The following is a 23,108-nucleotide window of genomic DNA, read 5'->3' on the forward strand; positions in this document are numbered from 1 at the left end:
GTCTGGGACGATGTGACCGATGCTCGGCCAGACCGAGGAACTGGCGCGATCACGGATTCTCTTCGAGTTGAACCGTCCAGTTGATGACGGTTGCTGCTCGCCAGCGCAGGTGTTTGCCGACACGGAAACCGGCAGGCCCGTATCCCGTCGTACGCCAGGAGTAGATGGTCTGTTTGGTGATGCCCAAGTAGGACGCGACATCGTCGATGTCCCACAGCTCCTGAGCGTCGACAAGCCTGGGTGACCGGCCGCGGGGGACTCCCCGACGTCGGGGGCCGAAGGTCCCTGGCTCTGCAGCCGGTGCGTTCGAGTTCGTTGCCATCATCAAGCCCCTCCTTGCGGCGTTGACGGACGTTTGGTCTACGGGCACCTACGTCCGACGACGGGTCGGGAGCGATCAAACTGAAGGAACGGATCTGGCAGCGACCCGGTCGAGCCGGCGGGGGACAGGTCGCTAGGCCGAGCGAAGCGACGGAGCTGACTCGGGCGCCTGGGCTGCTGCATCGGACGCGCCCGGGTGCGTCGCTGGGCGACGGCGAGGAATCAAGTGTCGCGCAAGGCGATGGTCCCGAGATTTGTACCGAATTTGTAACCGACCAGCGGCTAACAACAGCAAACGCCGCCGAGTGACCAAAGGGTCGCTCGACGGCGTTTCTGCAGGTCGGCGGCTGTTGGTTGCGGTCATTCGGCGTTGCTGAAGGACCGGAGCCGGCGGCCCGGTTAGATGTCGTAATACAGCTCGAACTCGTGCGGGTGCGGCCGCAGCTGCACGGGCGCGATCTCGTTGGTGCGCTTGTAGTCCACCCAGGTCTCGATCAGGTCGGGGGTGAACACGTCGCCGCGGGTGAGGAACTCGTGGTCCTCCTCGAGGGCGTCGAGGACGGCGCCGAGCGAGGTCGGCACCTGGGCGATGTCGGCCATCTCGTCCGGCGGGAGCTCGTAGATGTCCTTGTCGATCGGGGCAGCGGGCTCGATCTTGTTCTGGATGCCGTCGAGGCCGGCGAGCATCAGGGCCGAGAACGCGAGGTAGGGGTTCGCCGACGGGTCGGGGAACCGGGTCTCGATGCGCTTGGCCTTCGGGTTCGAGCCGGTGATCGGGATGCGCACCGACGCGGAGCGGTTGCGCGAGGAGTACACCAGCGAGATCGGGGCCTCGTAGCCCGGCACCAGGCGGTGGTAGGAGTTCACGGTCGGGTTGGTGAACGCCAGCAGCGCCGGGGCGTGCTTGAGGATGCCGCCGATGTACCAGCGGGCCAGGTCGGAGAGGCCGCCGTAGCCGGTCTCGTCGTAGAAGAGCGGCGAGCCGTCCTTCCACAGCGACTGGTGCACGTGCATGCCCGAGCCGTTGTCGCCGAAGATCGGCTTCGGCATGAACGTCACCGACTTGCCCTGCTGCCAGGCGGTGTTCTTGATCAGGTACTTGAACTTCATGACGTCGTCCGCGGCCTTGAGCAGCGTGTCGAAGCGGTAGTTGATCTCCGCCTGACCGGCCGTGCCGACCTCGTGGTGGGCGCGCTCGACCTGCAGGCCGCACGCCTCGAGGTTCTTGACCATGTCGGCGCGCAGGTCGCTGTAGTGGTCGTAGGGCTCGACGGGGAAGTAGCCGCCCTTGAGGCGGGTCTTGTAGCCCAGGTTGTCCTCGCCCTCCTTGCCCGAGTTCCACCAGCCCTCGACCGAGTCGATGTGGTAGAAGCCCTCGTTCACGCCGGTGGAGTAGCGGACGTTGTCGAAGATGTAGAACTCCGCCTCGGGGGCGAAGAACGCGGTGTCGGCGATGCCCGTGGTGCCGAGGTAGGCGAGCGCCTTCTTCGCGATGTTGCGCGGGTCGCGCGAGTACGCCTCGCCCGTGATCGGGTCGTGGATGAAGAAGTTCAGGTTGAGCGTCTTCGCCTTGCGGAACGGGTCGATGTAGGCGGTGGTCGGGTCCGGGAACAGCGACATGTCGGACTCGTTGATGGCCTGGAAGCCGCGGATCGACGAGCCGTCGAAGCCGAGACCGTCGTCGAAGACCGACTGGTCGAACGACGAGGTCGGCACCGTGAAGTGCTGCATGACGCCGGGAAGGTCGCAGAAGCGGACATCGATCATCTCGACGCCCTCGTCCTTGACGTACTTGAGCAGCTCCTCGCTGTTCTGGAACATTCGTCCTCCTTGGCCGTCCGCGAGGCCGGCCGCCACAGGTGTAGGTGGTCGCAGGGCGGGCACCCTGCGGGTCCGGCCACTGTAGGAGCGGGCCGGTTTCGGGACCGTATCGCCTTTGTTACGCGCATGTGACGAGTGCCGCGCCGGTCTCCGCCCGTGGGACGACGAGGAGCGGCCCCCTAGGCTCGGCACCGTGAAGGACGCCGCCGTCGAGACCGCATCCTGGACGCGCCGCATCGGCGCGCTGATCGTCGACTGGGCCGCGTGCCTGCTCGCCCTGGCCGTCTTCGTGCCCGTCTACGGCGGGGATGCCCCGCGCTGGGTGAACTTCGCGACCCTCGGCGTCTTCGTGCTCGAGTCGGCCGTCTTCACCGCGCTCGCCGGCGGCTCCTTCGGCCAGCTCGCCACCCGTCTGCGCGTCGTCCAGGCCGACGGCCGCCCGCAGCCGCCGTCGCTGCTCGTCGCCCTGGCCCGCCAGATCCTCGTCGCGCTGGTCATCCCGCCGCTGGTCTTCCGCCCCGACGGCCGCGGCCTGCACGACCTCATGGCGCGCACCGCGACGGTGCCGCTGGAGGAGTACCGTCGCCTCGCCGGTCGCTGACCGCCCTCCCCGGGCCTCCGGCCCACCCGCCCGTCCGCGCCCGTCCCGGAGGACCCGCATGCGATCCCCCCGCCTCGCCGTCGCCGCGCTCGCGGCGCTGACGCTCCCGCTCACCGCGTGCGGCGGGGGCGACGAGCTGCCCACCGTCTCGCAGACGCCGGGCATCGACGCCTCCGACCTGCCGAGCACCTCGACGCGGCCCGGCAGCGGCGCGTCGGGCAGCGCGGGCGCGGCCGACTCCGAGGGACGCGTGCCCGGCGCCCGGGTCTCGCGCCAGCAGGTGGTCGGCCTCTACACCGACGCGCTGATGGACGCCACCACCGTGCGCATCGCCCTCGACACCACCTCCACGAGCCTCGGCGTGCGGGGGAGCGGCACCGCCGACATCGGCCCGGACGGCCCGCTGCTGCAGTTCCGCGTCAGCCTTCCGCAGCTCGGCGACCAGCAGGTCGAGCTGCGCGTGCTGCGCGACCGCGTCTACCTCAGGGCCGCCGCGCTCGGCCCCCAGTGGTTCTCCGCGCCGCTCACCAGCCTCGTCGGCCCGCAGGGGGAGCAGGTCACCTCGCTGCTGCGCCAGTTCGACCCGCGCCAGCTCATCCAGGCCGTCGACGACGGGTTCGTCTCGGCCACCTTCCGCGACCGGGAGAAGGTCGACGGCCGCACCGCCGACCGCTACCGCCTCACTCTCGACACCGACGCCGTGCTGCGCCAGGTGCAGGGCCTGCGCGGCAGCGCGCTGCGCAAGGCCGAGGCGGGCCTGCCGAAGCGGAGCACCCAGGACGTCTGGTTCGCCGTCGACGGCGGCGACCTGCTGCGCGTGCGCACCGCCGGCGGGCAGGGCAGCACCGACGTCCGCTACACGCGGTGGGGCGACCCCGTGAGCATCACGGCGCCGCCCGCCTCGCAGGTCAAGCGGCTGAAGTAGCGGCTCAGCGGCCCCGCATGTTCTGCCGCAGGCCCTTCATGTTGGTGGGCACCGGGCCCTTGGGCAGCGGGATCTTGCCGCGCTGGCTGTCGAGCGCCTTGAGCCGCATCAGCACGTCGGTCTGCTCGGCCGGCTTGATCTTGCGGCCCAGCTTCTGCACGTGACGCATCAGCTTCGGCAGCGGCACCTGACCGTCCTCACGACCCACGATCACCTCGTGCACCGGCACGTCGGCGACGACCCGCTCGTGCTTGCGCCGCTCGGCGGTGAGCAGGGTGCGCACGCGGGTGGGGTTGCCCTCGCCGACCAGCACGATGCCCGGAGGGCCGACGACGCGGTGCACGACGTCCTGCTGCCGGGTGAAGGCGACGGCGGGCTCGACCTTCCAGCCGCGCCTCAGCATGCCCAGCGCGGCGGCGCCGGCGCCCGGCTGACCCTCCATCTGCGCGTACGCGGAGCTCTGCGCACGACGCGAGAAGACGATCATCGTGGCCAGCAGGCCGATCAGCAGCGCGCCGATGCCGGCGAGCACGTAGGAGACCACCCCGCTGCCGGGCAGCAGCCAGAACAGCCCGAAGCCGACCGCGGCCGCGACCACGAACGTCACCAGCAGGCGCACGCCGATGGTGGGGTCGTTGCGCTTGGTGATGCGGTAGGTCTCGACGAGCTGCTGGCGCCGCTTCATCTGACCGGGAGCGGGAGCCGCGCCCTTCGTGCTCGCAGCGGCGTTCTTCGGGTCGTTCTTCTTGGCCATCCGGGCGTGCTGCCTTCGTCTCGCGAGCGGTGTGGGGGCGGGGCTGGTGGGGTGGGGCGGCCCGGGGGCCGGCTCAGCCGACGGACGCGCCCGAGCGGGCGTCCATCGCCTGACGGTACAGGCGTCCGGCGCGGTACGACGAACGCACCAGCGGCCCGGACAGCACGCCCGCGAAGCCGATCTCCTCGGCCTCCGCGGCGAGCTCGACGAACTCCTCGGGCTTCACCCACCGCTCGACGGGGTGGTGGCGCACCGAGGGCCGCAGGTACTGGGTGATCGTGACCAGCTCGCAGCCGGCCTCGTGCAGGTCGCGCAGGGCCTGCGAGACCTCCTCGCGGGTCTCGCCCATGCCGAGGATGAGGTTCGACTTGGTGACCAGGCCGAACGCCCGCGCCTGGGTGAGCACGTCGAGCGAGCGCTCGTAGCGGAACGCCGGACGGATGCGCTTGAAGATGCGCGGCACCGTCTCGACGTTGTGCGCCAGCACCTCGGGGCGCGACTCGAAGACCTCGGCCAGCAGCTCGGGCCGGCCGTTGAAGTCGGGGATCAGGTTCTCGACGCCGGTGCCCGGGTTGAGCTCGTGGATCGCGCGCACGGTCTCGGCGTACAGCCACGCGCCGCCGTCCTCGAGGTCGTCGCGGGCGACGCCGGTGATGGTCGCGTAGCGCAGGCCCATCGTGCGCACCGACTCGGCGACGCGGCGGGGCTCGTCGCGGTCGAGCGCCTGCGGCTTGCCGGTGTCGATCTGGCAGAAGTCGCAGCGCCGGGTGCACTGGTCGCCGCCGATGAGGAAGGTGGCCTCGCGGTCCTCCCAGCACTCGTAGATGTTGGGGCAGCCGGCCTCCTGGCACACCGTGTGCAGGCCCTCGGACTTCACCAGGCCCTGCAGGTGCTGGTACTCCGGGCCCATCTTCGCGCGGGTCTTGATCCACTCGGGCTTGCGCTCGATGGGGGTCTCCGCGTTGCGGACCTCGAGTCGGAGGAGCTTCCTGCCGTCGGACGTGGGCGATGCGGTCACGCCCTTCACCCTACGCCGGTGAGCCAGGTCTCCCGGCGTCCGGGCGGAGGGCCTCAGACGTCCCGTCGGCGGAAGGCGACGAGCGACGCCGCGCCCACCGCGGCGAGCAGCCCGCCGGCGTACCCGACGCCGCCCGCGAGGCCCAGCTGCCGGGTGCTGAGGCAGGCGGGGTCGCCCTCGGCCTCCCCGGTCGAGCCGTTCGGGTCGGCCGAGGCGGTGCTGCACCGCTCGGGCACGTCGACGTAGTAGCTGGTGCCGTCGAGGACGATCGCCTCCAGGTTCACGTCCGGCGCCCACCGGGGGCTCAGGCCGAGGGCGCCCAGGGCGAGGCCGGTGCCGACGGCGACCGCGAAGAGCACGCCGATCGTCGCGCCGGTGCTGCGCAGCAGCGTGGTGAGGGCGAAGCCGCCGAGCGCCGCGCCCGCGACGAGCAGGCTCGACCGCACCACCTGCAGCACGAGGTCGCCGGTGCCGTGCTCGCGGGTGCCCAGCGGCGGCAGGCCGCGGGCGTCGACCACCGTGGTGACGACCACCCAGAAGCCGGTCAGCACGACCGCCGTGACGACGAGGCCGACCAGCGTGACGGCGGCCGCCTTCGCCGCCCACACCCGGCCGCGGCGGGCCTCGAAGAGCAGCTGGTTGGTGATCGAGCCGGTGGCCCAGTCGTGCCCCGCGAACGTGGCACCGACCAGCAGCAGCAGGCCGGCGAGCAGCCCGACCAGGCCGACCACGGTGCCGGTGAACTCGCTGTCGACGTCGAGCTGCTCCTGGTAGCCGGTGGTCGCGATCGCCTCGCACGCCGCCTGCGCCTCCGCCGTGCCCGGACGCGCGGTCGAGCCGGCGAAGTCGGAGGGCTGCTGCACGCACTCGGCGATCAGGCCGGCGTTCGCGTCGAGGAGCGCGGCGCGGTCGGCATCGGTGAGCGGCGCGGTGCCGTGGATGCGGGCGAAGGTGAGCGCGGCGGGCAGCAGGATCGCCAGCGCGACCAGCGCCAGGACGCCGCGGCGCCAGCGCAGGCGGGTCAGCTCGACCCGCAGCAGCCCGATCACGCCGCCCCCATCTCGGTGCCGGAGGTGAGCTCGAGGAACACCGACTCCAGGTCGCGGCGCAGCGGGGTGAGCTCGCTGAGCCACAGGCCGGCGCCGGCCAGGGCGCGGGTGACGTCCTCGGGACGCTCGGTGGTCACCGTCAGCCCGCCCGTGGGGCTCGCGCCGGGCGGGCCGACGTCGAACCCGGCGTCGCGCAGCACCCGGCGGGCGTCGTCCAGGGAGCCGCCGGCGGGCAGGGCGACCCGGTAGGCGGACGTGCCGCCGACCAGCTCCTCCACGCGCCCGGACGCCAGCAGCCGGCCCCGGCCGATGATCGTCGCCGAGGTGCACACCTGCTGCACCTCGGCGAGGATGTGCGAGCTCAGCAGCACCGTGACGCCGGACGCGCCGAGGTCGCGGATCGTCTCCCGGATCTCCCGGATGCCGGCGGGGTCGAGGCCGTTGGTCGGCTCGTCGAGGATCAGCAGGTCCGGGTCCTTGAGCAGGGTCGCCGCGATCGCCAGCCGCTGCTTCATGCCCAGCGAGTACGAGCGGTAGGCGTCGCCGTCGCGGCCGGTGAGCCCGACGGTCTCGACGGCCTTGGCCACCTGCGCGGCGGGCGTCCCGCGGCCGGCGGCGTCGGTCTCGAGACTGCGGGCGAGCAGCAGCAGGTTGCGCCGGCCGCTCAGGTGCGGGGAGAACTTCGGGCTCTCCACGACCGCGCCGACGCGGTGCATCACGGCCGGCAGCCGCTGCGGCACGGGCTCGCCGAGCAGCCGCATCGTCCCCGAGGTCGGGCGCGCGAGCCCGAGCAGCATGCGGATCGTCGTCGTCTTGCCCGAGCCGTTGGGCCCCAGGAACCCGTGGACGCCGCCGCGCGGCACCGCGAGGTCGAGGTCGTCGACGGCCACCCGGACGCCGTGGCGGGTCGCGTACTGCTTGCGCAGCCGCTCGGTCTGGATCACGAGCTCCATGACGGGAGCCAACCAGCGTCCTTTACCTTCGCGCGAGCGGACGCGCCGGAGCGCCGGCGCCGACCTCTCGCGGTCTAGCGCGGTCTAGCGCGGTGCGATCAGCTCGACGCGGGGCCCGCGGCCCGGCTCGGGGCGCGGGTCGTAGTCGGGCGTCGCCTCGTAGGGCTCCCAGGCGAGCATGCGGGTCAGGTGCGTCTGCAGCACCGGCAGCACCTCGGTGACGGGGACGTCGCGCCCGAGCTCGCGGCTCAGCGAGGTGACCCCGGCGTCGGCGATGCCGCACGGCACGAACCCGTCGTACCAGCCGAGGTCGACGTCGCAGTTGAGCGAGATGCCGTGCATCGTGACGCCCTGGCTGACCCGCAGCCCGATCGCGCCGACCTTGCGCTCGGGCCGCCCGTCGGGCGTCGCGCGCAGCCACACGCCGCTGCGACCGGGCACCCGGGCGGTGGCGACGCCGAGCTCGCCGCAGGTGCCGATCATCGCCTCCTCGAGGCGGCGCACGAAGTCGACCACGAGCACGTGGTCGGGCAGCCGGACGATCGGGTAGGCCACCAGCTGGCCGGGACCGTGGAAGGTGATCTTGCCGCCGCGGTCGACGTCGACCACCGGCGCGCCGCCGGTGTCGACCGGACGCTCGTGGGCGTCGGTGCGCTTGCCGGCGGTGAAGGTCGGCGGGTGCTCGAGCAGGAGCACGGTGTCGGGTCGGGTGCCGGCGACGACCTCGGCGTGCACCGAGCGCTGCACCTCCCACGCGGCCAGGTAGTCGACCGCGTCGGCGCCCAGGCCGACGACCTCCCACTGCGTCTGCGCCATGCGCCCGAGCCTACGCCCGGCTGTGGACGCGGCCGCTCGCGCCGGCGCGCCCGGGGTAGGCGGACGGCGTGCCTCGCCCGCTGCCGCTCCTTCCGACTCTCGTGATCCTCCTGCCGGTCCTGCTGCTCGGTGGGTGCAGCCGCGGCACCGACGCCGCGCCGGTCTCGTCGGAGCCCGCGGCCACGTCGGCCGCGACGACGGAGGACGTCGGGGCGCCGGCCGTCCAGCGGGCCCTGGCGGCCTGGCGCACCTGGGACGCCGCCCGCGCGGCCGCCTGGCGCGACGCGGACCCCGCCGCCCTCGCCCGGCTCTACCGGCCGGGCGCCGCGGCGGGCCGGGCCGACGTCGCGGCGCTGCGGGCGTGGAGCGACGCCGGGTGGCGGGTCGAGGGCCTGACGACGCGGCTCGTCGCGGTGCGCCGGGTCGCCCGCGCGGGCGACGGCTGGGGGCTCGAGCTCGACGCCCAGGTGGCCCCCGGTGCGGCGGCGATCCGCCGGGACGCGCGGCTGCCCCTGCCGCGCGACCCGCTGCGACGTCGCGTGGTCGTGCTCGAGCGCGTCGACGCCGGCTGGCGGGCCGTGCGGCTGACCGGCGTCAGCCCGCGTGACCGGCCAGACCGGTCGCGATCACCTCGCTGACGCCCGGGTCGGAGAAGACGTACCCGGCGTCGAGCAGGGTCTGCGGGCGGACGTTCACCGAGCCGAGCAGCTCCGGCGCCATCCGTCCGGTCGCGGTGCGGATGATCGGCGCCGGCACCGCGGCGAACGCCGGACGGTGCAGCGCCTTGGCCAGGGTGCGGGTGAACTCGGCGTTCGTCGGAGTCGTGACGCAGCACAGGTTCGCCGGGCCGGACGCGCTCGGGTGCTCGGCCAGGTGCGCGACGCCGCCGAGCCAGTCGCGCAGCGAGATCATCGGCATGTGCTGGCGGCCCGAGCCGAGACGCCCGCCGAGGCCCGTCCGGAACAGCAGCGAGAGGGGCTTCAGCGGGGCGCTGGTGCGATCCATGACGGGCGCGGTGCGCAGCAGCACGACTCGCGCGCCGGCGTTCGCGGCCGGCGCGGTGGCGCCCTCCCACTGGCGGCACACCTCGGTGAGCAGGGCGTGGCCCCGGGTGTCGGCGGTCTCGGTGAGCACCTGGTCGGCGTGGTCGCCGTAGTAGGCGATGCCGCTGCCCGCGAGGAACGCCGGCGGGCTGCCGGCCGCCGCGATCGCTTCGGCCAGCACCCGGGTCGTCGTCACCCGCGAGCGCAGCAGCTCGTCGGACCACTTCCTGCTGTGCGGGTTGCCCAGCGTGGGGGAGCCGGCGAGGTTCACCACGACGTCGGCCGCCGCGATCAGCGCGGGGTCGAGCCGCTTCTCGGGGTCGTCGGCGTACGGGTCCCAGGTCGACTCCTTCGGCCCCGCGGGACGACGCACGAGGGTCGTCACGCTGTGCCCGCGCTCGCGCAGGGTGCGGACGAGGTGAGTGCCGAGGAACCCCGACGAGCCGGCGACGACGACGTGGAGACTCATGGCGTCAGGGTGGCAGACGGCCGGTGACCGGCTGCTCACCCAGCGGTGCCCCCGCCGCGGCTCAGCCGGCCAGGTGGCTCCACCTAGACGCGAGGCTCGGCCACGGGCCGACGGCCGCCACCCGGCCGGCCTGCAGCACGACCACCCGGTCGGCGCGGGCCAGCGCCGCCGCCTTCGAGGTGGCGCCCAGCACCGCGCCGCCGCGCTCGCGCAGCGCCGCCCAGAGCTCGAGCTCGGTGGCGGCGTCGAGCGCCGAGGAGACGTCGTCGGCGAGCAGCAGGTCGGCGTCGCACGCCAGCGCCCGGGCGAGCGCGAGCCGCTGCACCTGGCCGCCCGAGAGCCGCACGCCGCGATGGCCGACGAGCGCCTCCGGTCCGCCGGCCGCGGCGAGGTCGCGCCCGAGCCGGGCGGCCGCGAGCGCCGGCTCGATGCGCCGGTCGGGGTGGTCGAGGCGGATGTTGTCGATGAACGAGCCCGACAGCACCCGGGGCACCTGCGCGACGTGCGCGACGTGCGGCGGGCGCAGCCAGGTCTCGGGATCGTCGACGACCCGGTCGTTCCAGCGGAGCTCGCCGCGGGTGCTGATCAGGCCGGCCAGCGCGCCGAGCAGGCTGGACTTGCCCGAGCCGATCGGCCCGAGCAGCAGCACGAGCTCGCCGGGGGCGAGGTCGAGGTCGACGTCGGCGACGCCGATCGTGCCGTCGTCGTGCACCGCAGTGAGCCCGCGCAGCGACAGCGAGCGCAGCGGCTCGTGCGCGGCCGCGGTCGGCGCCGGCGCGACGCCCGAGATCAGGTCGACGCCGTCGGGCAGCTCGGTGAGCAGGCCGCCGCCGGCCAGCGGGCTGGTGGCCGCCAGCCAGGCGCGGGTGCCGGGCGCCTCGGTGATCGCCGAGCCCGCGACCCGGCCGAACCAGTCGAAGCCGGCCACGGCGTTGGCGACGAGCAGGGTCGTGGCCAGGCCCCAGACGCCGAGGTCGAACGCGGCCCACGCCGCGACGATGCCGGCCTGCACCATGACGATCGGGACGCCCTCGAGCAGCGCCTTGACGCGGTACTCCATGACGGTGGCCTCGACGCGGCCGCCGTCGACCTCGCCGAGGTGCCGGTGCACGTGGTCGGTGGCGCCGGCGAGCTTGACGGTGCGCACGCACTCCATCGCCGAGACCAGCGCCCGGCCGAACCCGGCGCGGGCGGTGGCGGACGCCGCGGCCGAGCGGCCCGCGACCCGGCGGCCGAGCGCGGACGACCCCGCGGAGGCGACCATGACCGCGACGAGCACCAGGCCGGCCAGCGGGGTGCCGGCCACGACCATGGTGATGACGACGATGCCGGCGCCGTTGAGCAGGTCGACCCAGCGGTCGGAGTACTGCGCGAGCCGGTCGGCGTCCATGGCGCGGCTGACGACCTCGCCCGGCGGGGTGCGCAGCAGGCGCCGCGGCGTCACCTGGCCGGCGAGCACCGCGGCCCGCACCCGCAGCTTCACGTCGACCCACCAGCGCACGTAGACCACCAGCGCCTGCGAGAGCAGCACGGGGCCGGCGAGCAGGAAGACGACGACGACCGCGGTGAGCGCCCACGGCGTGGTGCCGGCCTGGAGGTCGGTGACCACGTGGCCCCACACCCAGCCGGTGAGCGCGCCGAACGCCCCGAGCACGGCGGAGAGCAGGAAGAGCAGGAGCCCGGTGAGGCTCCAGCGCGGCATCGACAGCAGCGCCGCGGTGGTCGAGCGGGTGAGGCTCGGCACCTCCTCGGTGGCAGGCGGCTCGGGCGCGGCGGAGGTGCGGCGGACGCCGCCGACCGCCGTCCGCGCGGGCTCGCCCGCGGGCGCCGTGGAACCCGGGGACCGGTCGGCACCCGCGGCCGGAACGGCGTCGGGCAGCGTCGAGACCGGCGCGCCGCCGCGCTCGTCGGAGGCGGTGAGCAGGTCGCGGAACGGTCCGGGGACCAGCGCCAGCTCGGCGCGGGCGCCGCTCTGGACGACGCGTCCGTCGTCGAGCACGGCCAGGCGCTCGGCCCGGGCGGTGGTGGAGAGTCGGTGGGCCACGAGCAGGCCGGTGCGTCCGCGCAGCAGGCGGTCGGCCGCGCGGACGACCTGCGCCTCGGTGACGGGGTCCATGCGGGCGGTGGCCTCGTCGAGCACGACGATGCGCACGTCGCGCACCAGCAGCCGGGCGAAGGCCACGAGCTGCTCCTCGCCGGCCGACAGCGTGGTGCCGCCGGCGCCGAGCGGGGTGTCGAGCCCCTGGGGCAGCCCGGCGACCCAGGCCTCGAGGCCCAGCTCGGCCACGGCGGCCTCGACCCGCTCGCGCGGCAGGTCGGCGAAGAGCGTGATGTTCTCCGCGACCGTGCCCGCGAGGATCTCGGTGCGCTGGGTGACCACGCCGATGCCCGAGCGCAGCTGCTGCAGGTCGAGGTCGCGGACGTCGACGCCGCCGATCAGGACGCTGCCGCGCGGCGGCTCCACGGCCCGCGACACCAGGGAGGCCAGCGTCGACTTGCCCGAGCCGGTGCGCCCGACGAGCGCGCAGGTCTGGCCCGCGGGCACGTGCAGGTCGACGCCGGCCAGCGCGAAGCGTCCGGTGCCGTAGCTGAAGCGCAGGTCGCGGAACTCGACGTCGAGCAGCCCGTCGGGTAGCGGACGGCCGCCCACCGGCTCGGGCTCGACCTCGAGCAGGGAGCGCAGGCGCAGCACGGCGCCGAAGCCGGCCTGGATCTCGGGCAGGTGCCGGGCGACCATGTCGACCTGGCCGACGAAGTTGCCGGCCACCAGGAACAGGGTGACCAGCGAGGCGGTCGAGAGCCGGTCGGAGCCGGCCAGGGCCACGCCCACGACCGCCACCACGACCAGCAGGCTGTGCAGCACCACCCCGGTGCGCAGGCTGATCGAGCGCTGCAGCAGCGAGACCCGCCAGAACCGCTCGTGGACGACGGCCGCGAGCTCGCTGGAGCGGCGCAGCACGTGCGCCTGGCCGAGGCTGGTGCGCAGGTCGTCGCGGGCGGCGATGCCCTCCTCGGTGATCGCGGCGTGGTCGGTCCAGGCGATCTCCTCGGCGACCTTGCGGTCGGTGACGGCGCGCAGCAGCGGCCGCACCCACAGCAGCGCGGCCGCGGCGACGATCGGGAACAGGAGGAACGCCGGCCACCAGGTGAGTCCGGCGATGATCCACAGCGGTCCGGCGCCGAGCACGGCGCGCAGCGTCATCCAGCCGATCTGCCGCAGGAACCGGCCGACCTCCCAGGTGTCGTCGTCGACGCGGTCGAGGATCTCGCCGACGGCGGTCTCGCCGAGCGCGGCGAGCGGCTGGGCGAGCGCGGCGTCGAGGAGGTCGGCGCGCAGCTCGCCCTCGGCGCGGGTGACCACGGCCGACCAGCCGGTGCGGGCGGCGGTCTCGACCAGCGCCCCGCCGAGCGCGCAGATCGCGAGCAGGCCGATCAGGCCGGCGCCGGGGCCGTCGGCGATCCGCCCCGCCACGACGCTGGCGAGGGCGGCGCCGAGGGCGCCGATCACGCAGCCGAGCAGGCAGAGGGCCGTCGCGGGGCGCGCCAGTCGGCGCCAGTCGACCGGGCGTCGGTCGGGCGCGTGCGCCGTCCCCCCGGTGACGTCGGCCCGAGCATCCGTCGTCATCGTCACGGGGCCGACGCTATCCGTTGGCGACGACAACCTTCGAATCGTTTTCCGGCCCGGGCGGGTGTCCGCCGGACGGACTGCGGCCCCGTCTCGCCGGAGCGGGACGGGGCCGCAGGGTGCCGCAGCGTGCCTGGGTGCGAGCCGGAGGTCAGACCTCGAACGCGCCGGCCTCGAGGCGGACCTTGACGTCCTGCAGGAACCGGCCGGCGTCGGCGCCGTCGATCAGCTGGTGGTCGTAGGTGAGCGCCAGGTACACCATGTGGCGCACCGCGATCGTCTCGCCGAGGTTCGGGTCGTCGATGACGACCGGGCGCTTGACCACCGCGCCCGGGCCGAGGATCGCGACCTGCGGCTTGTTGATGATCGGGGTGTCCCACAGCGCGCCGACCGAGCCGAGGTTCGTGATCGTGAACGTGCCGCCGGACAGCTCGTCGGGGCCGATCTTGTTCGTGCGGGTGCGCGCGGCGATGTCGGCGATCTTCTTCGCCAGGCCGGCGATCGAGAGGTCGCCGGCGTCCTTGACCACGGGGGTGATGAGGCCCTTGTCGGTGTCGACGGCCAGCGCGAGGTGCTCGCTGTCGTGGTAGGTGACCTCGCCCTTCTCGGTGTCGATCGTCGCGTTGAGCTTCGGGTGCGCCTTGAGGGCGTCGATCGAGGCCTTGGCGAAGAACGGCAGGTACGAGAGCTTGACGCCCTCGCGGGCCAGGAAGTCGGCCTTCACGCTGTCGCGCAGGCGCGCGATGTTGGTGACGTCGACCTCGACGACCTGGGTGAGCTGGGCCGAGGTGTGCAGCGAGTCGACCATGCGCGTGGCGATGATCTTGCGCAGCCGCGAGAGCGGCTCGGTGGTGCCGCGCAGCGGCGACGGGGTGACCGACGCGCCCGCGGGGGCGGCCGGGGCCGACGCGGCGGGGGCGGCCGGGGCCGCAGGCGCCGGGGCGGCGGCCTTCGCGGCCGCGGCGGCGTCGAGGACGTCCTGCTTGCGGATGCGCCCGCCGACGCCGGTGCCGGTGACCGACGCGAGGTCGACGCCGTGCTGCGCGGCCAGCTTGCGCACCAGGGGAGTGACGTACCCGGCGCCACCGGGGACGGACGCGGCCGCCGGGGCTGCGGGAGCCGGGGCAGCCGGAGCCGGAGCGGGCGCCGCCGGGGCAGGCGGAGCGGCGTGGGCAGGGGGAGCCGGGGGAGCGGCGGGCGCCTGGGCGGCGGCCGCAGGAGCCGGAGTCGCGGCGGGGGCGGGCTCGGGCTCGGGCTCGGGCTCGGCGGGGGCCGCGGGCGCGGCCGGCGCGGGAGCGGCGGAGCCGTCGCCGATGACGGCGAGCTCGGCGCCGACCTCGACCGTCTCGTCCTCGGCGACGGTGATGCGCAGCAGCGTGCCGGCGACGGGGCTGGGGATCTCGGTGTCGACCTTGTCGGTGGAGACCTCGAGCAGCGGCTCGTCGACGGCGACCTCGTCGCCGACCTGCTTGAGCCAGCGGGTGACGGTGCCCTCGGTGACCGACTCGCCCAGCGCGGGGAGCGTCACGGAGGTGCCGGACGCCTCGCCGGAGCCGGAGGACGCCGCAGGCGCGGCCGGGGCGGCGGCGGGGGACTCGGGCTGCGGGTCGCCGGGCGGCAGCGAGCCGGTCTCCTCGACGATCTGCTGCTCCTGCTCGGCCTTCTTCGCGGCCTCCTCCTCGTTCGCGGGCTGCGCGACGGGGGTGGCGGAGTCGGTGGGCGCGTCGGCGGGGGACTCGCCCGCGTCGCCGATGACGGCGAGGATCGCGCCGACCTCGACGGTGTCGTCCTCGTTGGCGCGGATCTCCAGCAGGGTGCCGGCCACGGGGCTGGGGATCTCGGTGTCGACCTTGTCGGTGGAGACCTCGAGCAGGGGCTCGTCGACGGCCACGGTGTCGCCGACCTGCTTGAGCCAGCGGGTGACGGTGCCCTCGGTGACGGACTCTCCCAGAGCGGGGAGGTTGACTTCGGTGGCCACGGCGGTTCCTTCTTCTCGAGACGTCCGGGTGCGAGCGGGTGCGCTCAGGCGGGCTCATCCTTGCACTCCCGGCGCGTGCGGCCACACCGGGCCGGGTGACCCGCGAGTAGGTTCCGCACCTCGCCGCCGGGGCCTCGGCTGGGGCGTCGGATCGCGGGTCGCGCCGCGCGGCCGCCGGCCTGCGGGCACACTGGAGCCATGGGATGGACCGATCGCTTCCGCCGCCGTTCGGGTACCCGCATGAGCCGTCCGCTCGCGGACGGCGCGCGCACCGGCTCGACGCGCGTCCGCGCCGCCGACGACGTCGACCTCGAGCACCTCGAGACCTGGGTGTCCGCTCGCCGCGGCGTCGAGGGCTTCGTCGAGCCGCGCACCGCCGTCAGCGAGGTGACGCTCCTGCTCGTCGCCCACGACGGCGAGTGGACGCGCCGCCGCGTCCCGGCCGTCGAGTGGGCGCACAAGTTCTGCAACAAGCACCAGATCCCGTCCTATGACGCCGCGGTGGTGGGCATCCCGCAGCGCATGCGCGACTTCAACTCCCGGCGCAAGCGCGAGCAGCAGGCCCGCCGCGACGGGCTGGGCTCGTCCGGCTCGCCGTCCTGATCCTGGACGAGCCGCTTCCGAGGTCCCTCGACGTCATGTATCTTGATGTCAAGACAAATCGCGTCGAGCCGGATGCTCGGGACCACGACGGGTCACCGGAGGTCGGCCTCTCCTCGGACTGAGGCGAGCCTTACTTCCGCAGGACTCGCCGTCGGCGGCAGGATGGGATCCAGCCCGCCGGCGTCGACCCGGCGCGACGATCCCCAGAGGAGAGGAACGGCTGTGGCCAGTCAGGACAGCTTCGGTGCCAAGAGCACCCTGGACGTGCAGGGCACGTCGTACGAGATCTTCCGCCTCGACGCGGTGACCGGCGAGGGCCTCGACGTCGCCTCGCTGCCGTTCAGCCTCAAGGTGCTGCTGGAGAACCTCCTGCGCACCGAGGACGGCGCCGACATCACCGCCGACGACATCCGCGCCCTGGCCGGCTGGGACGAGACCGCCCAGCCCGACAAGGAGATCCAGTTCACGCCCGCCCGCGTGATCATGCAGGACTTCACCGGCGTGCCCTGCGTCGTCGACCTCGCCACCATGCGCGAGGCGATGGCCGAGCTCGGGGGCGACGCCTCGAAGATCAACCCGCTCGCGCCGGCCGAGATGGTCATCGACCACTCCGTCATGGCCGACGTCTTCGGCACCCCCGAGGCGTTCCAGCGCAACGTCGAGATCGAGTACGAGCGCAACCGCGAGCGGTACCAGTTCCTCCGCTGGGGCCAGGGCGCCTTCGACGACTTCAAGGTCGTCCCGCCGGGCACCGGCATCGTCCACCAGGTCAACATCGAGCACCTGGCCCGCACCATCTTCACCCGCACCGTCGACGGCGCGCTGCAGGCCTACCCCGACACCTGCGTCGGCACCGACTCCCACACCACGATGGTCAACGGCATCGGCGTGGTCGGCTGGGGCGTCGGCGGCATCGAGGCCGAGGCCGCGATGCTCGGCCAGCCGGTCTCGATGCTCATCCCGCGCGTCGTGGGCTTCAAGCTCTCCGGCTCGCTGCCCGAGGGCTCGACCGCCACCGACCTCGTCCTCACGATCACCGAGATGGTGCGCAAGCACGGCGTCGTCGGGAAGTTCGTGGAGTTCTACGGCCCCGGCGTCTCCGCGCTGCCGCTGGCCAACCGCGCCACGATCGGCAACATGAGCCCCGAGTTCGGCTCCACGATCGCGGTCTTCCCGATCGACGACGAGACGATCAAGTACCTCAAGCTCACCGGCCGCTCCGAGGAGCAGCTGGCCCTCGTCGAGGCCTACGCCAAGGAGCAGGGCCTCTGGCACGACCCGTCGGCCGAGCCCCGCTACTCCGAGAAGCTCGAGCTCGACCTCTCCACCGTCGTCCCGAGCCTCGCCGGCCCGAAGCGTCCCCAGGACCGCGTCGAGCTGTCGAACGCCGCCGCCGCGTTCGCGAGCGACCTGCCCACCTACTCGTCCAACGTGGACGCGAAGGTGCCGGTCACCCTCGAGGACGGCACCAGCTTCGAGCTCGAGAACGGCGCGGTGACGATCGCCTCGATCACCTCCTGCACCAACACCTCGAACCCGTCGGTGATGATCGGCGCGGCCCTGCTGGCCAAGAAGGCCGTCGAGAAGGGCCTGCAGCGCAAGCCGTGGGTCAAGACCACGCTCGCGCCCGGCTCGAAGGTCGTCTCCGACTACTACGAGAAGGCCGGCCTGACGCCGTATCTCGACAAGCTCGGCTTCAACCTCGTGGGCTACGGCTGCGTCACCTGCATCGGCAACTCCGGCCCGCTCATCCCCGAGGTCTCGGCCGCGGTCAACGAGAACGACCTCGCCGTCGTCTCGGTGCTCTCCGGCAACCGCAACTTCGAGGGCCGCATCAGCCCCGACATCAAGATGAACTACCTGGCCAGCCCGCCGCTGGTCGTGGCGTACGCCCTCGCCGGCTCGATGAAGGTCGACCTGTTCAACGACCCGATCGGCCAGGACGCCGACGGCCAGGACGTCTTCCTCAAGGACATCTGGCCCTCGCCGGCCGAGATCGAGGAGACCATCCGCGGCGCGATCGACTCCGACATGTTCGACGAGTCGTACGCCGACGTCTTCGCCGGCGACGAGCGGTGGCGCTCGCTGCCCACCCCCGAGGGCAACACCTTCACCTGGGACCCCTCGTCCACCTACGTCCGCAAGGCGCCGTACTTCGAGGGCATGCCCGAGAGCCCGGCTCCCGTCACCGACATCAGCGGCGCCCGGGTGCTGCTCAAGCTCGGCGACTCGGTCACCACCGACCACATCAGCCCGGCCGGTGCGATCAAGAAGGACTCGCCGGCGGGCCTGTACCTGACCGAGAACGGCGTCGAGCCGCGCGACTTCAACTCCTACGGCTCGCGCCGCGGCAATCACGAGGTGATGATCCGGGGCACGTTCGCCAACATCCGCCTGCGCAACCAGATCGCGCCGGGCACCGAGGGCGGCTTCACCCGCGACTTCACCCAGGCCGACGGCCCCGTCACCACCGTCTACGACGCGTCGGTCAACTACCAGGCCGCGGGCACCCCGCTCGTCGTCCTGGCGGGCAAGGAGTACGGCTCGGGCTCCTCGCGCGACTGGGCGGCCAAGGGCACCTCGCTGCTCGGCGTCAAGGCCGTGATCGCGGAGTCCTACGAGCGCATCCACCGCTCGAACCTGATCGGCATGGGCGTCATCCCGCTGCAGTTCCCGGCGGGCCAGAACGCCGAGTCGCTCGGCCTCACCGGCGAGGAGACCTTCTCCATCACCGGCATCACCGCGCTCAACGAGGGCACCACGCCGAAGACCGTCAAGGTCGTCGCCGAGGGCCCGAACGGCACGGTGGAGCTCGACGCGGTGGTCCGCATCGACACCCCCGGCGAGGCGAACTACTACCGCAACGGCGGCATCATGCAGTACGTGCTGCGCAACCTGCTGCGCGGCTGATCCTGCGCCGTCCAGGCGTCGCGACCGACCCCGTCCGTGCTCGTCACGGGCGGGGTCGGTCACGTCCGGACGCGCGTCGGCAGGTCGCCGGGCCCGCGTAGGTTCGGGGCATGATCGTCGCCTTCAGCATCGCCCCGTCCACCGCCGACGAGACCGGCAGCGTCTCGGAGGCCGTGGCCGCCGCCGTGCGCGTCGTCCGCGCCTCCGGGCTGCCGAACCGCACGTCCTCGATGTTCACCGAGATCGAGGGGGAGTGGGACGAGGTGATGGCGGTGGTCAAGCAGGCGGTCGACGTGGTCTCGGCGGTCTCGCCGCGCACGTCGCTGGTGCTCAAGGCCGACATCCGCCCCGGCTTCACCGGCGAGCTGGACGGCAAGGTCGAGCGCGTGGAGCGCCTGCTCGCCGAGTAGGTTCGGGCGCATGGCTCCTGCGACCCCCACCCCGCTGGCCCTGCCGACCGACGCCGACCCGCAGGTCTGGCGCACGTTCCTCGACGAGCGGGCCGGCGGCCACCTCGACGAGGCCCGTCGCCTCGCCGACGACCTGCGCGCCCTCGAGCCGGGCGACGACGCCGCCCTCTCCGTGTGGAACGACCTCGGCGTCGCCCTCGGCAACGCCTCCGCGGTCTGCTCGCTGCTCTCCTCGGTGCACCCCGACGTCGACCTGCGCGCTCGGGCCGAGGACCTCGTTGCCGATCTCAGCCGCTTCCAGACCGACCTGATGCTCGACGGCGCGGTCTTCGCGCGGCTCGACGCCGTGCGGGCCGAGGGGCTCGACGAGCGGCTCGGCGACGGCGCGACGCGGGTGCTGGACGACGCGCTGCGCGGCTTCCGGCGCAGCGGCGTCGACCGCGACGACGCCACCCGCGAGCGGCTGCGCGCCCTGGCAGAGCGCTCCACCGAGCTCGAGCAGACCTTCGCCCGCACCATCCGCGAGGGTCGTCGCACCACCCGGGTGCCGGCGGCCGCGCTCGACGGCCTGCCCGACGACTACCGCGAGGCGCACCCCGCGGACGCCGACGGCACGGTCGAGATCGGCACCGACTACCCCGACACCAACCCGTTCCTGGCCTTCTCCACCGACCGCGAGGCCCGTCACGCGGTGCACGCGACCTTCCTCGACCTCGGCTGGCCGGCCAACGACGCCGTGCTCGGCGAGCTCCTCGACCTGCGCGACGAGCGGGCCCGGCTGCTCGGCTACGACGGCTGGGCCGACTTCGACGCCGAGGTGAAGATGATCGGCTCGGGCGCTGCGATCCCCGAGTTCGTCGACCGGATCGCCGCCGACGCCACGCCCGCCGCCGAGCGCGACCGCGACATCCTGCTCGCCCGCGCCCGCGAGGACCACCCCGGCCTGACGGCGCTGGACGTCAGCGACGCCCGCTACTACGGCGAGGTCGTGCGGCGCGAGCGGTTCGACGTCGACGCGCAGCAGGTGCGGGCCTACTTCGACTTCCAGCGCGTCCGGCAGGGGCTGCTCGACGTCACCGGACGCCTCTTCGGGCTCGTCTACACCGACGTCGACGCCGCGAGCTGGCACGACGACGTCAGCGTGCACGATGTCCACCTCGACGGCGTCCACCTGGGCCGCATCCATCTCGACCTGCACCCGCGCGAGGGCAAGTACAACCACGCCGCCCAGTTCGACCTCGTGCCGGGCGTCGCCGGCCGCCAGCTGCCCGAGGGGGTGCTGGTGTGCAACTTCGGCCGCGGCCGGATGGAGCACAGCGAGGTCGTCACGCTGTTCCACGAGTTCGGCCACCTGCTGCACCACGTGCTCGCCGGCCGTCACCCGTGGGCCCGCTTCAGCGGCGTGGCCACCGAGTGGGACTTCGTCGAGGCGCCCAGCCAGATGCTCGAGGAGTGGGCCTGGGACGCCGCGGTGCTGCAGACCTTCGCCACCGACGACGCCGGCACCCCGATCCCGGCGGCGCTGGTCGCGCGCATGCGCGAGGCCGAGGAGTTCGGCCAGGGCTGCTACGCCCGCACCCAGATGTTCTACGCGGCGGTGTCGTACCGCTTCCACGCCGACCGCCCGGCCGACCGCACCGCCGCGCTGCGCGAGCTCTCGGAGCGGTACGCGATCTTCGAGGCGCTGCCGTCGAGCCACTTCCACTGCGGCTTCGGCCACCTGGCCGGCTACACCTCGGCGTACTACACCTACATGTGGAGCCTGGTGATCGCGAAGGACCTCTTCTCGGCCTTCGACGCCGACGACCTCTTCGCCCCCGACGTCGCCCGGCGCTACCGCGACACGGTGCTCGCCGCGGGCGGCAGCCGGGACGCCGCCGACCTGGTCGAGGCGTTCCTGGGCCGCCCCTACGACTCCGCGGCGTTCCGGGCCTGGCTCGGCCGCTGAGCCCCGAGGCCGTCCCGCTCGGCCTGCAGCCGACGTCCGGCGTCGGCGAAGCCGAGGGAGCGCCACAGCTCGACCGACGGGTGGTGGGGGTCCGCGACGGCGACGAGCGTGGCGGACCCGTCGCCGGCGCGGACGTGCGCGGCCGCCGCGTGCAGCAGCGCCTGCTCCAGGGTGCGACCGCGCAGGCGTCGCGGCACCTCGACCCCGTGCAGCCGGGCGAGCCCGGGCGCGGCCGGGACGACGCCGAGGACGCCCAGCAGGCACTCCTCGTCGAACGCCCCGAACCAGGCGCCGCCGAGGTCGACCATCGCGCGCTCCTCGGCCGCCCGGGCGCGGAGGTACTCCAGGTGCACCGGGTCCGGACGCAGGCTCGAGCCGACGCTGAGGCGCACCCGCTGCTCCCAGTCGGCGTCGTCGAGCAGGGGGCGGAGGTGGAGCGCGGTGGCCGCCGCCGGTCGCGGGAGGGGCGTGTCGGGCCCGGCGACGAGCACGACGGCGCTCGAGGTCGTGAAGCCGGCGCCGCGGAACGGAGCGAGGTCGGCGGGGTCCCCGGTCGGGTCGTCGAGGCCGAAGGCCTCGTGCCGCGCCTCGGGCAGGTGGTGGGCGAAGGCGGCCCGCACCAGCGGCAGGTCGCGGGTCAGCGGGCGGCGTCGCAGCAGCAGGAAGTTGCCCCAGCGCCGCTGCGGGGCGTCCGGGGTGCGCACGACGACGAAGGTGGGGTGGTGCTCCACCTCGCTGCCGCGGGCCGCGAGCAGGGCGAGGTCGGTGCGCCAGGCCAGCGAGACGACGTCCATGGCCGGACGCTAGGGGGCTCGCGAGGCGCCGATGTTTCCGCGGCGTGACGGGCACGTCGCACTTCCCTCCGGCGGCGACGTCGGCGAGGGTGGGGCGATGCGCATCCCCGCGGCCCAGGTCGGCCTGGAGGTCCACCCCGTCGACGCCCACGGAGCCGAGGACGTCGTCGTCGTCCCGTCCGGCGCCCACGAGGGCGCGGTGCTCACCGGCACCGCCGACGGCACGATCTGGCGGGTCGCGCACGACGGCTCGCGCACCGAGCGCGTCGCCCACACCGGCGGTCGTCCGCTGGGCCTGGAGCTGGACGCCGACGGGCGCCTGCTGGTCTGCGACGCCCACCGCGGCCTGCTGCGCGTCGACCTGCGCGACGGCGCGATCGAGCCGGTGCTCCGCGAGGTCGACGGCACGGCCATGGTGTTCTGCAACAACGCCGCGATCGCCGAGGACGGCACGGTCTGGTTCTCCGACTCCTCGACCCGCTACGGCATCGAGCGGTGGAAGGACGACTTCGTCCAGGACACCCGCACCGGCCGCCTGCTGCGCCTGGACCCCGACGGCACGGTCGCCGTCGTCCTCACCGGGCTGGCCTTCGCCAACGGCGTCGCCCTGGCCCCCGACGGGTCGTGCGTGGTCGTGGCTGAGACCGCCGCCCGCACGCTGGTGCGGTGGTGGATCACGGGGGAGCGGGCCGGCACCCGCGACCTGCTCGCCGCCGACCTGCCCGGCTACCCCGACAACATCGCGCGCGGCTCCGACGGCCTGGTGTGGGTGAGCATCGCCTCCCCGCGCGACCCCGTCGTCGAGCGGCTGCAGCGAGGACCCCTCTGGGTGAGGCGCGCCGCGACGTCGATCCCGCAGCCGCTGCAGCCCAAGCCGAAGCGCACCGTGCGGGTGCAGGCCTACGAGCTGGGTCGCGTCCCAGGTCAGCCCGGCCGTCTCGTGCACGACCTCGACGTCGACGCGCCCGGCTACCACATGGTCACCGGCGTGCGGGAGCACGAGGGGCGCGTCTGGCTCGGCAGCCTGGAGGAGCCGGCGGTGGCGGTCCTGCAGGTGCCCGGCACGTAGA

19 protein-coding genes are annotated in these 23,108 nt (G+C 73.8%); 8 read left to right on the forward strand and 11 right to left on the reverse strand.

The genetic code is table 11. The features are described from left to right. Positions 1-49: 49 nt before the first annotated feature. Positions 50-325 (reverse strand): helix-turn-helix domain-containing protein, encoded by a 276-nt coding sequence (locus K8Z61_RS03920; RefSeq protein WP_308116741.1) that lies wholly within the window; start codon positions 323-325, stop codon positions 50-52. A 395-nt stretch (positions 326-720) separates the two neighbouring features. Continuing rightward, on the reverse strand, positions 721-2,142 hold the full coding sequence (glnA, locus tag K8Z61_RS03925) for a type I glutamate--ammonia ligase (protein WP_224126751.1): 1,422 nt from the start codon (positions 2,140-2,142) through the stop codon (positions 721-723). Positions 2,143-2,335: 193 nt separating this feature from the next. Here glnA and K8Z61_RS03930 point away from each other — a divergent pair, with 193 nt between their 5' ends. Continuing rightward, on the forward strand, positions 2,336-2,743 hold the full coding sequence (locus K8Z61_RS03930; RefSeq protein WP_224126752.1) for an RDD family protein: 408 nt from the start codon (positions 2,336-2,338) through the stop codon (positions 2,741-2,743). A gap of 58 nt (positions 2,744-2,801) precedes the next feature. Further along, a complete protein-coding gene (locus tag K8Z61_RS03935) occupies positions 2,802-3,668 on the forward strand; it encodes a hypothetical protein (RefSeq protein WP_224126753.1) in 867 nt (288 codons plus the stop codon). A 4-nt stretch (positions 3,669-3,672) separates the two neighbouring features. Here the strand turns inward: K8Z61_RS03935 and K8Z61_RS03940 are convergent, their stop codons facing one another. The 5 genes from K8Z61_RS03940 to lipB form a co-directional block, all read right to left on the reverse strand. Further along, positions 3,673-4,422: a DUF4191 domain-containing protein gene (locus tag K8Z61_RS03940; RefSeq protein WP_224126754.1), complete on the reverse strand. Its 750-nt coding sequence runs from the start codon at positions 4,420-4,422 to the stop codon at positions 3,673-3,675. Between the two features lie 73 nt (positions 4,423-4,495). Further along, entirely contained in the window at positions 4,496-5,440 is a 945-nt protein-coding gene (lipA, locus tag K8Z61_RS03945) for a lipoyl synthase (RefSeq protein WP_224126755.1), read from the reverse strand. Between the two features lie 53 nt (positions 5,441-5,493). Further along, entirely contained in the window at positions 5,494-6,489 is a 996-nt protein-coding gene (locus K8Z61_RS03950) for a hypothetical protein (protein WP_224126756.1), read from the reverse strand. Further along, positions 6,486-7,442, reverse strand: a complete 957-nt coding sequence (locus tag K8Z61_RS03955; protein WP_224126757.1) for an ABC transporter ATP-binding protein — start codon at positions 7,440-7,442, stop codon at positions 6,486-6,488. Before K8Z61_RS03955 ends, K8Z61_RS03950 begins: the two co-directional genes overlap by 4 nt. A gap of 84 nt (positions 7,443-7,526) precedes the next feature. Further along, positions 7,527-8,258, reverse strand: coding sequence for a lipoyl(octanoyl) transferase LipB (gene lipB, locus K8Z61_RS03960; protein ID WP_224126758.1), 732 nt, complete (start codon positions 8,256-8,258; stop codon positions 7,527-7,529). A 68-nt stretch (positions 8,259-8,326) separates the two neighbouring features. On the opposite strand from lipB, the gene K8Z61_RS03965 reads away from it, so the two are divergent. Continuing rightward, positions 8,327-8,896, forward strand: a complete 570-nt coding sequence (locus K8Z61_RS03965; protein ID WP_224126759.1) for a hypothetical protein — start codon at positions 8,327-8,329, stop codon at positions 8,894-8,896. Here K8Z61_RS03965 and K8Z61_RS03970 read toward each other — a convergent pair. The 3 genes from K8Z61_RS03970 to sucB form a co-directional block, all read right to left on the reverse strand. Beyond that, complete coding sequence (locus K8Z61_RS03970; protein WP_224126760.1) at positions 8,853-9,770, reverse strand: TIGR01777 family oxidoreductase; 918 nt, start codon at positions 9,768-9,770, stop codon at positions 8,853-8,855. The genes K8Z61_RS03965 and K8Z61_RS03970 overlap by 44 nt on opposite strands. Before the next feature lie 61 nt (positions 9,771-9,831). After that, positions 9,832-13,395: an ABC transporter ATP-binding protein gene (locus K8Z61_RS03975; RefSeq protein ID WP_224127601.1), complete on the reverse strand. Its 3,564-nt coding sequence runs from the start codon at positions 13,393-13,395 to the stop codon at positions 9,832-9,834. 151 nt (positions 13,396-13,546) lie between these two features. Continuing rightward, complete coding sequence (gene sucB / locus K8Z61_RS03980) at positions 13,547-15,373, reverse strand: 2-oxoglutarate dehydrogenase, E2 component, dihydrolipoamide succinyltransferase (RefSeq protein ID WP_224126761.1); 1,827 nt, start codon at positions 15,371-15,373, stop codon at positions 13,547-13,549. 240 nt (positions 15,374-15,613) lie between these two features. Here sucB and K8Z61_RS03985 point away from each other — a divergent pair, with 240 nt between their 5' ends. The 4 genes from K8Z61_RS03985 to K8Z61_RS04000 all read left to right on the forward strand — a co-directional run bounded on the left by K8Z61_RS03985 (position 15,614) and on the right by K8Z61_RS04000 (position 21,244). Then, positions 15,614-15,976: a hypothetical protein gene (locus tag K8Z61_RS03985; protein ID WP_224126762.1), complete on the forward strand. Its 363-nt coding sequence runs from the start codon at positions 15,614-15,616 to the stop codon at positions 15,974-15,976. Positions 15,977-16,198: 222 nt separating this feature from the next. Continuing rightward, positions 16,199-18,886: an aconitate hydratase AcnA gene (gene acnA, locus K8Z61_RS03990; protein ID WP_224126764.1), complete on the forward strand. Its 2,688-nt coding sequence runs from the start codon at positions 16,199-16,201 to the stop codon at positions 18,884-18,886. Between the two features lie 110 nt (positions 18,887-18,996). Then, positions 18,997-19,296, forward strand: coding sequence for a thiamine-binding protein (locus K8Z61_RS03995; protein ID WP_224126765.1), 300 nt, complete (start codon positions 18,997-18,999; stop codon positions 19,294-19,296). Positions 19,297-19,306: 10 nt separating this feature from the next. After that, positions 19,307-21,244, forward strand: coding sequence for a M3 family metallopeptidase (locus tag K8Z61_RS04000; protein ID WP_224126767.1), 1,938 nt, complete (start codon positions 19,307-19,309; stop codon positions 21,242-21,244). Here the strand turns inward: K8Z61_RS04000 and K8Z61_RS04005 are convergent. Next, a complete protein-coding gene (locus tag K8Z61_RS04005; protein WP_224126769.1) occupies positions 21,205-22,038 on the reverse strand; it encodes a GNAT family N-acetyltransferase in 834 nt (277 codons plus the stop codon). The two genes, K8Z61_RS04000 and K8Z61_RS04005, sit on opposite strands and share 40 nt — an antisense overlap. Positions 22,039-22,135: 97 nt before the next feature. Between K8Z61_RS04005 and K8Z61_RS04010 the strand changes: the two genes are divergently transcribed. Continuing rightward, on the forward strand, positions 22,136-23,107 hold the full coding sequence (locus K8Z61_RS04010; protein ID WP_224126770.1) for an SMP-30/gluconolactonase/LRE family protein: 972 nt from the start codon (positions 22,136-22,138) through the stop codon (positions 23,105-23,107). The last annotated feature ends 1 nt before the right edge of the window (position 23,108 follow it).

Source organism: Nocardioides sp. TRM66260-LWL, from assembly GCF_020075545.1.
Lineage (GTDB): Bacteria > Actinomycetota > Actinomycetes > Propionibacteriales > Nocardioidaceae > Nocardioides.